Below are 14,165 nucleotides of genomic sequence, written 5' to 3' on the forward strand. Positions count from 1 at the left end.
GATAGGGGAAATCATGACGCTTGTTTCGCCCATGGAAGGTTCGGCCGCAGATAGGGGAGCTGCCAGAAGCCGCCGCCTGTGGAGCCAAGCCGAGGCCCGCGCCCTCTACGAGTCTCCCTTCAACGAACTGCTGTTTCGCGCACATTGCGTCCACCGTGCGAACTTTGATCCCAACCGCGTTCAGCTCAGCCGGCTGCTGAGCATCAAGACCGGCGGCTGCCCCGAGGATTGTGGTTATTGCAGCCAGTCCGCGCACCACAATTCCGGACTGAAGGCCTCCAAGCTGATGGCGGTCGAACGCGTCATCGAGGAAGCCCGCAAGGCGCGCGATGCGGGTGCGACGCGCTATTGCATGGGCGCGGCGTGGCGCAGCCCCAAGGCGCGCGACATGGAGGTCGTGGTCGCCATGGTCGAAGGCGTCAAGGCGCTCGGCATGGAAACCTGCATGACGCTAGGCATGCTCGATGTTGAGCAGGCGCAGCAGCTAAAGACAGCGGGGCTCGACTACTACAATCACAACATCGATACGTCCGAGCGCTATTACGGCGAAGTCATCACGACGCGCTCGTTCGCCGACCGGCTCGAAACATTGGACAATGTTCGCGATAGCGGCATCAAAGTCTGCTGCGGTGGCATTGTCGGCATGGGCGAGGAACCGGTCGACCGCGTGGACATGCTGGTGACGCTCGCCAATCTCCCCGAGCCGCCCGACAGCGTCCCGATCAACATGCTGATCCCGATTGAAGGCACACCCCTTGGTCATGAGCGGCCAATAGAGCCGATCGAATTCGTGCGCACCATTGCGCTTGCCCGTATCCTGATGCCGCAATCCCATGTTCGCCTGTCGGCTGGCCGCACGGCAATGAGCGAGGAAATGCAGGCACTGTGCTTCTTTGCCGGCGCCAATTCCGTCTTTGTCGGCGATACGCTGCTGACGGCGGACAACCCGAGTGAGGATAAGGACACTGCGCTCTTTCGCAAGCTCGGTATTGAACCAATGGAGCTTTCCGCCCGGTGAGCGCAGGGGGTTTGCTCGACCGTTACGAGACGACGCTAAATGGGCTCGCGCGCAAGAACCGGTTGCGCGCGCTGTCGCCGCGGGCTGGCCTTGATTTCGCCTCCAATGATTATCTGGGACTGGCAGCCTCGCCGCGCCTTGCCGAAGCCGTCGCCGCAGCACTCGCAGCTGGCACGCCGATCGGCGCCACAGGGTCTCGCCTGTTGCGCGGCAATACGCCAGAGCACGAGACGCTCGAAGCCGAGGCTGCGCGCTTCTTCGGCGCCGAACGTGCGCTTTTCTTCGGCGGGGGCTATGTCGCCAATTTCGCCGTCCTGACGACCCTTCCGCAAAAGGGCGACCTCGTCGTCCTCGACGCACTCATCCATGCCAGTGCCCACGAGGGCGCGCGGGCCGGGCGGGCGGCGATGGTGGAGGCGCCCCACAACGACGTCGGCGGCTTCGAAGCCGCCATCTTGGCCTGGCGGCGGTCGGGCGGCACGGGGCGCCCCTGGATCGTGGTCGAGAGCCTCTATTCCATGGACGGCGACCGCGCGCCCTTGGCCGATCTGGCAGTGCTCGCCGGCCGACACGACGCATTCTTGCTGATTGACGAGGCCCATGCCACCGGCGTGTATGGTCCCGACGGACGCGGCCTTGCGCACGACCTCGAAGGCCGCGACAATGTTGTCGTGCTGCACACTTGCGGCAAGGCGCTTGGCGTCTCCGGTGCGCTGGTGACCGCACCCACGGCAATCATCGACTATTTCATCAACCGTTGCCGACCGTTTATCTATGCCACCGCCCCCTCGCCGCTGATGGCGGTCGCTGCAACCGAGGCGCTTGCCATCCTTCGTGACGAACCCGAGCGCCGCGAGCGGCTGGCGGCACTCGTCGCCTTCGCCGGCCGGGAGATCGAAGCTCGCTGCGCAATCATGCCGAGCGGCTCGCAGATCCTGCCGGTGATCGTGGGCGACAACGCCCGCGCCATGGCGCTCGCCAGCGCGCTGCAGGCGCGCGGTTTCGATGTGCGCGGTATCCGCCCGCCAACCGTGCCCGAGGGCACGGCTCGGCTCAGGATTTCGCTGACGCTCAATGTCGAGCAGGCCGACGTCGCTGCGATGATCAAGGCACTGGCAGAGGAATGGGAGCGAATGGCGGAATGAGCCAAACCTTCGTCATCAGCGGTACGGACACCGGCATCGGCAAAACAGTTCTCGCTGCCGGCCTTACCGGTCTGCTCAACGGCGCCTACTGGAAACCGGTGCAGTCGGGGCTAGACGGCGAAACCGACACCCAGACGGTAGCGAGGCTCGCGGAGCTGTCGCCAGAGCGGATCGTCCCGGAAGCCTGGCGGCTGGTGCGGCCGCTCTCGCCGCATCGCGCTGCCGAACTCGATGGCGTTTTGATTGATCCCGACCGCCTCGTTTTGCCCGTAGTGTCGCGCCCACTGATCGTAGAGGCAGCCGGCGGTCTCATGGTGCCGCTCACCCGCAACAGCCTGTTCATTGATATGTTCGCCCGCTGGGGCGCTCCAGTCGTGCTTTGTGCGCGCACCGCGCTCGGTACGATCAACCACACGCTTCTGTCGATCGAGGCGCTGCGCCGGCGCGATATCCCGCTTCTGGGTGTTGCGTTCATCGGCGATGCGATGCCCGACACTGAATGCACGATCGCTGCGATCGGGAATGTTCGTGTGCTTGGCCGCTTGCCTTTCCTCGATTTGCTGGCGCCCGACACTCTCCTGTCGGCCATGGCAGCGCATTTCGACATGGCGCCGTTCCAGGAACCCTGCGTATGAGCCGCTCAGCCGTCTGGCATCCCTTTACCCAGCACGCCGTCGAACCGGCCCTGCCGAAGATCGTTCGGACCGAAGGCGCATACCTGCAGACGGATGACGGAAGGCGTATCCTCGACGCGATATCCTCATGGTGGGTGGTGACCCACGGCCATCGCCATCCGGCGATCGTCAAGGCAATCCGCTCAATTGCCGAAACGCTCGACCAGATCATATTCGCCGGTCTCACCCACGCGCCGGCCGAAGAACTGGCGAGCGCGCTCATTGGCCTGGCGCCGAAGGGACTCGACCGGGTCTTTTATTCCGACAGCGGCTCGACCAGCGTCGAAGTGGCGCTCAAAATGGCGCTCGGCTATTTCCGCAACATCGGCGTGCCGCGCTCGCGTGTCGTTGTGATGGAATCGAGCTATCACGGCGACACGATCGGGACGATGAGCGTCGGCGCCCGCGGCGTCTTCAACGCACCCTATGAATCCCTGCTCTTTGACGTCGATACCATCCCCTTCCCTGCCAACGGCCGCGAGCAGGAAACCCTCGACGCCTTCGAGGCGTTCAGCCGTGATCGCAAGGCGGCGGCCCTGATCGTCGAACCGCTGGTCCTGGGGGCAGGCGGCATGCGGATGTATTCGCCCAGCATCCTGGCTGAATTGAAACATATCGCCGAGGCCTCAGGGACGTTGTTCATCGCCGATGAGGTGATGACCGGCTGGGGCCGGACAGGCACCCTGTTTGCCTGCGAGCAAGCAGCTATTGCGCCCGACATATTGTGCACGTCGAAAGGGCTGACCGGCGGCGCGATCCCGCTTGCCGCCACGCTCGCCACTGACGCCATCTTTCGGGCGTATTATTCGCCGGACCGCAGTCGCACCTTCTTTCATTCGAGCTCCTATACCGCCAATCCGATCGCCTGCGCGGCCGCACTTGCCAACATCGCTGTCTGGCGCGATGAGCTGGTCATCGAGCGCGTCACAACACTGACGCGACTGCAAGCCGAAGGGGCTCGCCGCTTTGCCGAAGATTCCCGCTTCGCCGATGTCCGGGTGACCGGCACGATTGCCGCCTTCGAACTGGCGGTCGCCAACTCCGGCTACCTGGCTGAAATCGGCCCGAAGCTGCGCGCTTTCTTCCTTGAGCGCGATCTCCTGGTACGCCCACTCGGCAATGTGATTTATCTTCTGCCGCCCTATTGCGTAAGCGCCAGCGAGCTTGGTCGCCTGCATGACGCAATCGACGAGGCCGCCGACCTTGTTGGGCAAGCCCGATGATCCGAGGCGCGAAAATCACCGGTTTCGGCCACCACGCGCCGGCGCGGGTCGTGCCGAATGCCGAGATCGAGGCCTCGCTTGGCCTCGAGGCCGGCTGGATCGAGAGGCGGACCGGCATCCGGTGGCGTCGCTGGGCGGAGCCCTCCGACACCTTGTCGGGCCTGGCCGGGAAGGCAGGAGACATGGCACTGGACATGGCTGGCATCGACCGCGCCTCGATCGGCCTGCTGCTGCTGGCAACATCGACTCCCGATCATCTGCTGCCGCCAAGCGCGCCGCTGGTCGCGCACCGTCTCGGCCTTGCTCATGCCGGCGCGGTCGATCTTGCCGGCGCCTGCGCCGGTTTCGTTTATGCGCTTACCTTCGCCGACGCCTTCGTGCGCACCCACGGCAAGCCGGCGCTGGTCATTGCCGCCAATATTCTGAGCCGCCGCATCAACCCAGCCGAACGCGCCAGCGCGGTGCTTTTCGCCGACGCCGCAGGCGCGCTCTTGCTGGTCCCGTCGTCCGACCTGTATCGCGGTGTCCTCGGCGCTTCGCTGCGTTCCGACGGATCGGGTTACGGCCTGATTCAGATCCCGGCAGGCGGCAGCTGCCGGCCGTTTGCCGGAGATTTCGACATTGCCGAGACTCGCATGACGATCGCCGACGGACGCACCGTATTCGCCAAGGCGGTCGAGATGATGACGCGCTGTTCGGTCGAGGCGCTGGAAGTAGCGAACGTTTCAGCTCAGTCCGTGGATCGGTTTGTTCCACACCAGGCCAACGCCCGCATTCTCGATGCCGTCGCCGACAAGCTCGATATTGGCCCTGAGAAGGTGGTGAGAAGCATTGCAGAGTTCGGCAATTCCTCTGCCGCGACAATTGCCCTGTCGCTGTCCCTCTCCCATCAGGCCAAGCCGTTTGCGCCTGGCGAAAGGCTTTTGCTCGCCGCGGCCGGCGCCGGGCTTACCGGCGGCGCACTCGTGATCGGCGTCTAGGGGCAATGACTAGTGCGCTTGCAAGAAGTGACGGCGAACGGCTCTCTGGGCGTTGATGTTTGCCTAGTAGGAAGAGAGCGGTCAGCTGTCATCCTGCACCATAAGGAACAGCGAATGTCGGTCGGAAGATACTCCTGGAACAGTCTGGCGCGGGCTCCCGGCATCCATCAATCGCCTCGCAAAATGTCTGCTTCGCGCACGGCCGTCACAAACGCGCCTCGGGCGGCGGTGGAATGAGCTTCACCCCGCACCACTTCAGGCCTTCAGGCAAACCGCCTGCAATCGATTGTGAGTCTGGCTTTGGGCGCATCTCGGCCGCGTTCGTTGCACCGTCGTCGGTGCAGGTGCAGCGGTGCCAGCACCGACCGTTCCAACCGAAGATCGCTGAACTGGGTGCTCCAGTCCGGCTAACGTCGAATGACGATGATGCCGGCGAGTGCGATGAGACCTATGCCGAGCATGGAAGCGCCGTCCAGACGTTCCGAGAACAGTAGGACGCCCCACAACACCGCAAATGCCAGATAGGAGAAGTCGCAGGTTGAGATCATGGCCGACGGTGCCCACTGGTACGCGACAGCAGTGCCGACGCTGCCGATCAACATTGTGATACTTAGCAGCACCATCAGCCCCCATTGGCTCCAGCCTATCGGTACCCACTCGCCTATCATCAGACTCTGCCCGCCATCGCTGCCGGCAATTATTGCCGCCAGGCTTGCCCCACCTGCCACAATGATCGCGATCAGATTGAATGTGAGCGCCAGAACGAACGGGTTTTCAGCGCGAGTTTTGGTCCGCGTCAGCACCATCGCCAGGGCATAAAGAATGGCGGCCGCCAGGGGCATGAGGGTGTGGACACTGATGTCGCCGGCCTGCGGCTTCAGCATGAGTAGTACCCCTACGAACCCGAGCGCCACTCCGAGCCAACCTTGCAGGCCGACAGGTTCGCGGACCCAGAAGGCCGCAAACAGCGTAATGAACAGCGGGATCGTGTAATAGACCGCGGCCGCTATCGAGAAATCGAGCCGCGAAAGCGAAGCGTAGTAGATCAGCAGACTGGACAGAAGCAGGCTGCTTCGAACCATGGCCCAGCCAGGGCTGGCTGGGCTCAGCGATACCTGCGGCAACCTCCATTTGATGATCAAGATCAACAATGGGACGGTGACGCAGGACCGCAAGAAGATGAACTGCGACAGCGGCATGTCCGAGACCGTGATCTTGATGATCGCATCTGCGATCGAAAGCGTCAGGTCAGTGAAAATCATCGCCGTGACGGCGATGCCTACCCTGTCCGTCCCAGCGGTCATTTGACGGATCGACATGTTCACATTCCTTGCGCTACCGAGTCGACGCTACCCAGCCCAGAGCGTTCCAACAATTCCGATCGAACGGACATACTGTCCGTGCCATTGTACAATCGGCGAGAACACGGGGATGCGTCGTTGGATAGCGTGGACGACATGATACTTCTGGCCGAAGTCGCTGAAACGGGCAGCTTTACGCGCGCGGGGGAGCGGATCGGGATGCCTAAGTCCACGGTCAGCCAGCGCATCGCCCAGCTTGAGGCACGTTTGGGACTGCGGCTCCTCAACCGTTCCACCAGGCACGTAAGCCTGACTGGCAGCGGTCAAATTTATCTCGAATACTGCCGCCGCGTTCGTGCAGAGGTTTCCGCCGCGAATATGGCGATGACCAATCTTAGGGAACAGCCTGTCGGGAAGCTGAAGATCACCTGCCCGGAGGTGACAGCGACGTATTTCATGCCGAGCTTTCTACACGGATTTACTACCCAGTTTCCCGGCATCGCCATCGAGTTGATCGCCACAAACCGGCATCTCAACATCATCCGCGAGCGGGTTGATTTCGCCTTTCGCGTTGGCACAACCACAGGTCAGGACATAATCATTCGGCGTATCTCCTCCATAAAACGGGTGCTTGTGGCCGCGCCAACATTTCTGGCAAGTGGCATTCCTCTTCGGGAACCGACCGATCTGCTCCGGCGGCGCTGTCTGGTGCATGATGCGCAACCCGAATGGGTATTCTCGTCGGACGACACACCGCTCGTTCTACGGCCACCGCCTGCCGCGACCTCGGATTCAATGGGATTCCTATTGCAATCCTGCATCGCCGGCGGCGGGGTTGCCCTCCTCCCCGCTTATGTTTGCCAACCTTCCCTGGCCGTCGGCCGGCTTGTAGAGGTACTGCCGGACTGGGAAATCCCAGCCTATGAAATGATGCTCATTTTCCCGCACCTGAAGAACCATTCCAAGGCGCAAGTGGCATTTCGCGATTATGTGAATACCTTCGATTTTTCACGGCTCGCCGCTGGGACACCCTGATCGACTTGGCCGATCCCAAAAAAACTCACGGGCAATTCGGATCAGGGAAGCCCTTCCCGCGGCGGTCACTGATTGCCGCATGTAGTCGGCTTTCTGGATTACACCAACAAGTCAACGGTGCGGCCTGTTTTGCAGCGAGACGCTCTGGTGGTGGGTGCCTACTTCAAGGGCGCAGCTAGTCAGACCCCGCGTGGTGCGTAAGATCGTTCCGCCGGTGGCTGCTAGGGTATTCTGTTCGTGACCAGCTTGCAGGCGCTCCTATTGTGCCTCGAGCAAAAAAGGATGCTTACGCGGCGGCCGCGGCCTCCACGAAACCTTCGACCCTGCCTCGTGGCGGCCACACCTCGACATTGTCGATCAGCCGAGTCTGGCCAAGCCAGGCGGCGACGAGCAGTCGCGCCGGTCGGTTGGGAATGGCGATGACAGCCAGGTCCTCGCCCGTGCGCAGCTCAAGATACTCGACTTGCGAAAATCCCGCAGCAAGGATGGCCTGCCGTGCTTCGTCGAGCACACGGTCGATGCAGTGGTCGCGGTTCAGCCGTCGGGCTGTCTCGAACAGGATTTCGGCCAGGCGGGGTGCTGCTTTTCGTTCAGCGGCCGACAGCCGCGCGTTGCGCGACGACATCGCCAGTCCATCGTCTTCGCGGACCGTCGGGCACGCGATGATGTCGATCGGGATGTCGAGATCGCGAACAAGCCGGCGCACCACGTGTAGTTGCTGGAAATCCTTCTCGCCAAAGAATGCCATTTCGGCACCGGTCTGGAGAAAAAGCTTGGTGACGACGGTCGCCACCCCGTCGAAATGACCCGGCCGGAACGCGCCGCAAAGGCCCTCGCTCACCGCGCTCACCGAAACCGTCGTGGCAAAACCTTGCGGATATACATCCGCCGCATCCGGCGCGTAAAGGATGTGCGCGCCGAGCGGCGCCAGTTTGGCGGCATCATCATACTCGGTTCGCGGATAGGCGATCAGATCCGCCGGGCTATTGAACTGCTTCGGATTGACAAAGAGCGTGACGATCACCCGATCGGCCTTTGCGAGGGCGGCTCGCACAAGACTGAGATGACCCTCGTGGAGAGCGCCCATGGTCGGCACGACCGCCACTTTCAAACCATCCCGGCGCCACACGGCCACGATGCTGCGCAGTTCAGCAACTGTCCGAATAATGGGAATGCCCACGTTGGATCTCCTCTTTTCAGGTCTTCGGCTCGTCGCCGAACACGTGTTCTGCAGCTGGAAAGCGGCGCTCACGAACGTCATGCGTGTAGGCCGAGACTGCCGCGGAAGCCGCCTCGCCCAGCTCGGCGTATCGCTTGACGAATTTTGGACGAAAGGCGCCGAACAGGCCCAGCATATCGTCAACGACCAGGATCTGGCCGTCGCAGGCCGGCGAGGCGCCAATGCCGATGGTCGGGATCGCGATCTCTTGCGTGATCCGCCGCGCCAGGGCTTCAGGTGTCTTCTCCAGCACGACCGCGAAGGCGCCTGCTTCGGCCACCGCGACCGCATCACGCTGGATGCGGTCAGCATCGTCGCCTCGCCCCTGGACGCGGTAGCCGCCGAGTGCATTCACCGCCTGCGGCGTCAGCCCGACATGAGCCATCACCGGCACGCCACGCGCAGCAAGGAAGCGTATCGCGCGGCCATGCTTTCGCCGCCTTCGAGCTTGACCGCCGCGCAGCCGGTTTGCGCCATCACGCGGGCGGCATTGTCAAAGGCCTGCCCAGGACTTTCCTCATAGGTGCCGAACGGCATGTCAACGACCATCAGCGCCCGTTCGAGGCCTCGCCGCACCGCCTGTCCGTGCATGATCATCATCTCAAGCGTAACGCCGAGCGTCGAAGGCAGGCCGTGAAGCACCATGCCGACGCTGTCCCCGACAAGCACGACATCGCAGTGAGCATCGACCAGTTGTGCAATGGGCGTTGTATAGGCCGTCAGACAGACCAACGGCGTCGCACCTTTGCGCGCGGCAATGTCCGGTGGGGTCAAGGCCCTGATTGCTCGCGTTGCGCTCACCGACTTCCCTCACGTGACGTCAACCCGAAGCCATCTGCCACAAATTTGTGCAGATGCGAAGAAGAAATTGCAGTGCACAATAATTTGCTGACTATTTATTCCGCGAGCTGCGACGCCGCTTCGAATGCGCACGAGTGCGAAAGCGGGTTCTTAATCTCGCGCCCAGTCCACTTCCCTTGCGTCACTGCCGAGCGGCTTCGCGTTTGCGACACTCTTCGTGTAGACCGAAGGTCTAGGCCTTTACGGAGAGTGTGGTGTTGACAGGCTAAAGGGGCTGCTACACGCTGGTTAAATCGATTGAGAAGCTTCTCACGGAACTCTGCCCAACCCAGGCAACCATGGACGATCGCCCAAAAGCAACACGCAACGGTAGGGCCGCCGCAAAGGCCAAGCAAGTCGAAGCGGAGCTGATTGCCGTTGTCGTGTCCGTCAATGACGGTGAACCAGCGGTCCTCACCATCGGGGAGGCGGATTGCCTACCCTCGGGGCCGTTCGCGCTGGAGCATCGATCGCTGCAGTCAGGTCTAAGGGCGTGGGTCGAGAAGCAGACTGGTCATCCCCTGGGCTATATTGAGCAGCTCTATACGTTCGCTGATCGCGACCGCGCCGACGGGCGTCAGCAGCGCGTCATTTCCATCAGCTATCTCGCTTTGACCCGGAAAGAACATGCCACCGGCGCATCCGCCTGCGCCTGGCGGAGCTGGTACGATTATTTTCCGTGGGAGGACCACCGCCTCGGAACACCGAAACTGATTGCGGATGTTCTGAAGCCGCGTCTGCTTGCCTGGGCGGCTGCAGTTGAGGAGGCTGCGATTGTCCGTGAACGACGGCGGCGGGCTGCCATTGCTTTCGCGTTCGAGGACCGACCCTGGAATGAAGAGTTGGCGCTCCAGCGCTATGAGCTGCTTTACGAGGCGGGTCTGGTGGCAGAGGCCACCCGCGACGAACGGTCGATCGCATCCGACTCAACAGCCGGGACAACGATGGTTGCCGACCATCGCCGCATCCTGGCGACCGGCCTTGCGCGCTTGCGCTCGAAGATCAAATACCGGCCAGTTGTGTTCGAGCTGATGTCGCCGGTGTTCACGCTGCTACAGCTGCAACGGACCGTGGAAGCCCTGGCAGGCCGGCTGATCAACAAGCCCAACTTTCGCCGATTGATCGAGCAGCAAGAGCTGGTCGAAGAGACTGGCGAGACGTCCCTGGATACGGGTGGCCGGCCGGCCAAGCTCTATCAGTTCCGCCATGTCGTGCTGGACGAAACAGCCGTGGCGGGGACAAAATTGCCGCTGGCCCGGGGTTGACACGCTTATAGTCGACGTAGATATATTCCCCTTATAGTCAAACAGATTATAATTGGGAGGCGCCGGTGAGTGGCACGCTACCTTCGGCCGCGTCCCTGTATCAGCGCGTCCAGCGCATCATCCCCCCAGTGGAATGGGTAGCTTTCAGCGACGACATCGAGGCTATTCTCGAGCTCAAGCGCGAGCGCAACGCCGTCATCCTGGCCCACAACTATCAAACACCGGAGATCTTCCACTGCGTGGCCGATATCGTTGGCGACAGCCTGGCGCTGGCCCGCAAGGCAATGACGGTCGATGCGGACATCATCGTGCTCGCCGGCGTGCATTTCATGGCCGAGACGGCGAAGCTTCTCAATCCGGACAAGACGGTGCTCATTCCGGATCTTGGCGCGGGCTGCTCGCTGGCTGACTCGATCACGGCGGACGATGTGCGGCTGATGCGGCAACGCTACCCTGGCGTGCCGGTCGTGACCTACGTCAACACGTCCGCAGCCGTGAAGGCCGAGTCGGACATCTGCTGCACCTCTGGCAACGCGTTGGCGGTAATCGACTCGCTCGGCGTGCAGCGAGTGATCATGCTGCCCGACGAATACCTGGCCAGAAATATCGCGGCACAGACTTCGGTCGAGATCATCGCCTGGAACGGTCATTGCGAAGTGCATGAGCGCTTCACGCCAGCCGACATTCGCGAGCTGCGCGATGCCTATCCTGGCGTTACCGTGCTTGCCCATCCCGAATGCCCGCCGGAAGTTGTCGCGGTTGCGGATTTCGCCGGCTCGACCGCGGCGATGTCGGACTATGTCGGACGGCACAAGCCTGCGCGCGTCGTGTTGATGACCGAATGCTCAATGAGCGACAACGTGGCCATCGAGCACCCCGACGTCGAGTTCGTGCGCCCCTGCAATCTCTGTCCGCACATGAAGCGTATCACGCTCGCCAACATTCGCACGGCGCTGCAAGAAACCCGCCACATCGTGACCATCGATGCTCGAGTGGTTGATGGTGCTCGGCGTGCGGTCGAGCGGATGCTTGCCGTATGACGCCAGAGGTCGGCGACATCAGGGGAGCGCCCGTGATCATCGGAGCTGGCGTTGCCGGGCTGATGACCGCGCTTCATCTGGCGCCGCATCCCGTTTACCTTTTGTCCCCAACGCGGCTCGGGACCGAAGCCTCCAGCACACTCGCGCAAGGCGGGCTGGCGGCAAGCCTCGGCGCTGACGACAGTCCAGACCTCCATCTTGCAGACACGCTTGCTGCAGGTGATGGCCTCTGCGACGAAAGTGTGGTCAGACGCGTTTTGAATGCGGCAGACCGAGCCATCGAGAATTTGATGGACCTGGGCGTCGCCTTCGACTGCTCGTGGGACGGGACACTGCGGCTCGGGCTCGAGGCAGCGCATTCCCGTCGCCGGATCGTCCATGCCGGGGGTGACTCTACGGGCCGCGAGCTTGTACGCGCGCTCATCATCGCTGTGAGGCGAACGCCTTCGGTCACAATTCTGGAAGGCATGGAAGCCCGCCGGCTGATTGTGGAAAATGGTGCCGTCAGCGGCGTGCTGGCGGCAAAAGGTGCACAGGCGATTGTCTTTCCGACCCGCCGCGTCGTTCTTGCGACTGGCGGTATCGGCGCGCTGTTCAGAGACACGACTAACCCGCCCGGCTCATTTGGGCACGGCCTGGCGCTCGCCGCCTGCGCTGGTGCAGAACTCGCCGATCTGGAATTCATCCAGTTCCACCCGACGGCGCTCGACGTTTCGCAGCGGCCTATGCCGTTGGTGAGCGAAGCGGTCCGCGGCGAAGGCGCAGTGCTGATCGACGAGTGCGGGCACCGCTTTCTATGCGATACGCCTGGCTGCGAGCTGGCATCGCGCGATGTCGTGGCGCGTGCCGTGTGGCAGCAGCTTGCCACCGGACATCGTGTTTACCTTGATGCCCGGCAGTCCCTCGGCCAGAAGTTCGCCAAGCGCTTCCCAGCTGTTGCCCGGCATTGCCGGGACGCCGGAATCGATCCGGCAGTCGAGCCCATCCCGGTTCGCCCAGCGGCACACTATCATATGGGCGGCGTGGCCGTGGATGCCGCGGGCCGCAGCACGGTGCCGGGTTTGTGGGCTTGCGGCGAGGTTGCCTGCACCGGTCTGCACGGGGCGAACCGGCTTGCCAGCAACTCGCTGACCGAGGCCGTGACGACCTCGTTGTGGGTCGCGCAAAGCGTAGCTGCCGCTCCTGCAGGCTGGCAGTGGCCAAGGCTTGTCGCAACCGCACCCCCGCGGCCCGACCCCTCCTCCGTTCGCCACGTGGTCTCGAATGGGCTCGGTGTTATACGGGACGGGCAAGCACTATCCGACACCGTGGAAATGCTGCTGCCGATCGCGGTTCGCAACACTGCCGCTTCCGATCCTGCTTTGATCGCGCTGATGATCGCTATTGCAGCGCTTCGGCGCGAGGAAAGCCGCGGCTCGCATTACAGGTCGGACTTCCCCACACGCAGCGCGCAGGCCCGGTCTTCGCGCTTGACCCTCGCCTCAGCGATGACGGCTGCGGCCGAACTTAGTCTGCGGCTCGCGGAACGGAGTGCCTGATGACGTCACCTCCACCTCTTCCGGGTATCGTGATCGAACCGATCGTGCGTAGCGCTCTTCTGGAGGATTTGGGCAAAGCCGGCGATCTTACCAGCGACGCGATTGTGCCGTTTGACTGCAGGGCCATCTTTGCGTTCAGAGCACGGCAGTCTGGCGTTCTCGCCGGGCTTGATCTGGTAGCCTACGCTTTCATGCTTGTTGATCCGTCGATCGACATAAAGTTTGGACGCCTGGACGGCAGCAGGGTCGCGGCGGGTGAGACCATTGCAACGGTGAGCGGACCGGCGCGTGGGATGCTTGCGGCCGAGCGTACAGCGCTCAATTTTCTATGCCATCTCAGCGGCATTGCGACGGCAACGGCCGAGATTGTCGAGGCGGTGCGTGGACAGAAAGCAAGGATCGTGTGCACGCGAAAGACAACGCCCGGCCTGCGCGCGCTGGAAAAATACGCCGTGCGCGCTGGCGGCGGCGCCAACCACCGCTTCGGGCTCGATGATGCGGTGCTCATCAAGGACAATCACATCGCCATTGCCGGCGACATCCGCACGGCCATTGAACGCGCGCGCGCCGCCGTCGGACATATGGTCAAGGTCGAGGTCGAGGTCGACACACTGGACCAGCTCGAGATAGCGCTAGCCGCCGGGGTCGACGCCGTCCTGCTGGACAATATGTCGGTCAAGCAACTCACCCAGGCGGTCGCAATGGTCGACGGGCGCGCGACCACCGAGGCCTCGGGGCGCATAACGCCGGCAACGGCACCAGCCATCGCGGCAACGGGAGTCGATCTCATTTCTGTTGGGTGGCTTACGCATAGCGCGCCAATCCTCGACATCGGCATGGATGTGCCGATCGATGCATGCGTCCAGAAGCATCTGAACTGATGAGAG

At 62.6% G+C, this 14,165-nt stretch carries 12 protein-coding genes and 1 pseudogene; 10 read left to right on the forward strand and 3 right to left on the reverse strand.

The window, feature by feature from the left end:
* The first annotated feature begins 31 nt into the window (after positions 1-31).
* Genes bioB through bioZ form a run of 5 tightly spaced genes read left to right on the forward strand, consistent with a single transcriptional unit; the run spans position 32 to position 5,040 of the window.
* Complete coding sequence (gene bioB, locus NKH13_RS32345; RefSeq protein ID WP_352567428.1) at positions 32-1,018, forward strand: biotin synthase BioB; 987 nt, start codon at positions 32-34, stop codon at positions 1,016-1,018.
* Complete coding sequence (locus tag NKH13_RS32350; RefSeq protein WP_352916885.1) at positions 1,015-2,163, forward strand: 8-amino-7-oxononanoate synthase; 1,149 nt, start codon at positions 1,015-1,017, stop codon at positions 2,161-2,163. Before bioB ends, NKH13_RS32350 begins: the two co-directional genes overlap by 4 nt.
* Positions 2,160-2,798, forward strand: coding sequence for a dethiobiotin synthase (gene bioD / locus NKH13_RS32355; protein WP_352916887.1), 639 nt, complete (start codon positions 2,160-2,162; stop codon positions 2,796-2,798). Before NKH13_RS32350 ends, bioD begins: the two co-directional genes overlap by 4 nt.
* Complete coding sequence (locus tag NKH13_RS32360) at positions 2,795-4,060, forward strand: adenosylmethionine--8-amino-7-oxononanoate transaminase (protein WP_352916888.1); 1,266 nt, start codon at positions 2,795-2,797, stop codon at positions 4,058-4,060. Before bioD ends, NKH13_RS32360 begins: the two co-directional genes overlap by 4 nt.
* The gene (gene bioZ / locus NKH13_RS32365; RefSeq protein ID WP_352916890.1) at positions 4,057-5,040 is read left to right on the forward strand and encodes a 3-oxopimeloyl-[acyl-carrier-protein] synthase BioZ; all 984 of its coding nucleotides are present in this window, start codon (positions 4,057-4,059) and stop codon (positions 5,038-5,040) included. The genes NKH13_RS32360 and bioZ overlap by 4 nt, the downstream gene beginning before the upstream one ends.
* 407 nt (positions 5,041-5,447) lie before the next feature.
* On the opposite strand, the gene NKH13_RS32370 is transcribed toward bioZ, so the two are convergent.
* Positions 5,448-6,359: a DMT family transporter gene (locus NKH13_RS32370; RefSeq protein WP_352916891.1), complete on the reverse strand. Its 912-nt coding sequence runs from the start codon at positions 6,357-6,359 to the stop codon at positions 5,448-5,450.
* A gap of 129 nt (positions 6,360-6,488) precedes the next feature.
* Between NKH13_RS32370 and NKH13_RS32375 the strand changes: the two genes are divergently transcribed.
* The gene (locus tag NKH13_RS32375; protein WP_352567429.1) at positions 6,489-7,376 is read left to right on the forward strand and encodes a LysR family transcriptional regulator; all 888 of its coding nucleotides are present in this window, start codon (positions 6,489-6,491) and stop codon (positions 7,374-7,376) included.
* Positions 7,377-7,662: 286 nt separating this feature from the next.
* Here the strand turns inward: NKH13_RS32375 and panC are convergent, their stop codons facing one another.
* Together panC and panB are read right to left on the reverse strand one after the other, a co-directional pair.
* Complete coding sequence (gene panC / locus NKH13_RS32380; protein WP_352916893.1) at positions 7,663-8,556, reverse strand: pantoate--beta-alanine ligase; 894 nt, start codon at positions 8,554-8,556, stop codon at positions 7,663-7,665.
* A 16-nt stretch (positions 8,557-8,572) separates the two neighbouring features.
* Positions 8,573-9,396 (reverse strand): annotated as a pseudogene (panB, locus tag NKH13_RS32385) (3-methyl-2-oxobutanoate hydroxymethyltransferase).
* Between the two features lie 338 nt (positions 9,397-9,734).
* Here panB and NKH13_RS32390 point away from each other — a divergent pair.
* From NKH13_RS32390 to nadC, 4 genes are all read left to right on the forward strand, one after another.
* A complete protein-coding gene (locus NKH13_RS32390) occupies positions 9,735-10,700 on the forward strand; it encodes an NUDIX hydrolase (protein ID WP_352916895.1) in 966 nt (321 codons plus the stop codon).
* Positions 10,701-10,765: 65 nt separating this feature from the next.
* On the forward strand, positions 10,766-11,740 hold the full coding sequence (nadA, locus tag NKH13_RS32395; protein ID WP_352916896.1) for a quinolinate synthase NadA: 975 nt from the start codon (positions 10,766-10,768) through the stop codon (positions 11,738-11,740).
* Positions 11,737-13,278, forward strand: a complete 1,542-nt coding sequence (locus NKH13_RS32400) for an L-aspartate oxidase (RefSeq protein ID WP_352916898.1) — start codon at positions 11,737-11,739, stop codon at positions 13,276-13,278. Before nadA ends, NKH13_RS32400 begins: the two co-directional genes overlap by 4 nt.
* Positions 13,278-14,159 (forward strand): carboxylating nicotinate-nucleotide diphosphorylase, encoded by an 882-nt coding sequence (gene nadC, locus NKH13_RS32405; protein ID WP_352916900.1) that lies wholly within the window; start codon positions 13,278-13,280, stop codon positions 14,157-14,159. Before NKH13_RS32400 ends, nadC begins: the two co-directional genes overlap by 1 nt.
* Positions 14,160-14,165 lie beyond the last annotated feature (6 nt).

The organism is Mesorhizobium sp. M1348, assembly GCF_040317925.1.
GTDB lineage: Bacteria > Pseudomonadota > Alphaproteobacteria > Rhizobiales > Rhizobiaceae > Mesorhizobium.

What these genes read in the sequence shown, in the direction of transcription:
- bioB (WP_352567428.1), top strand. Translation starts at nt 32, where the DNA reads ATGGAAGGTTCGGCCGCAGATAGGGGAGCTGCCAGAAGCCGCCGCCTG.
- bioD (WP_352916887.1), top strand. Translation starts at nt 2,160, where the DNA reads ATGAGCCAAACCTTCGTCATCAGCGGTACGGACACCGGCATCGGCAAA.
- NKH13_RS32360 (WP_352916888.1), top strand. Translation starts at nt 2,795, where the DNA reads ATGAGCCGCTCAGCCGTCTGGCATCCCTTTACCCAGCACGCCGTCGAA.
- bioZ (WP_352916890.1), top strand. Translation starts at nt 4,057, where the DNA reads ATGATCCGAGGCGCGAAAATCACCGGTTTCGGCCACCACGCGCCGGCG.
- NKH13_RS32370 (WP_352916891.1), bottom strand. Translation starts at nt 6,359, where the DNA reads ATGTCGATCCGTCAAATGACCGCTGGGACGGACAGGGTAGGCATCGCC.
- NKH13_RS32390 (WP_352916895.1), top strand. Translation starts at nt 9,735, where the DNA reads ATGGACGATCGCCCAAAAGCAACACGCAACGGTAGGGCCGCCGCAAAG.
- NKH13_RS32400 (WP_352916898.1), top strand. Translation starts at nt 11,737, where the DNA reads ATGACGCCAGAGGTCGGCGACATCAGGGGAGCGCCCGTGATCATCGGA.
- nadC (WP_352916900.1), top strand. Translation starts at nt 13,278, where the DNA reads ATGACGTCACCTCCACCTCTTCCGGGTATCGTGATCGAACCGATCGTG.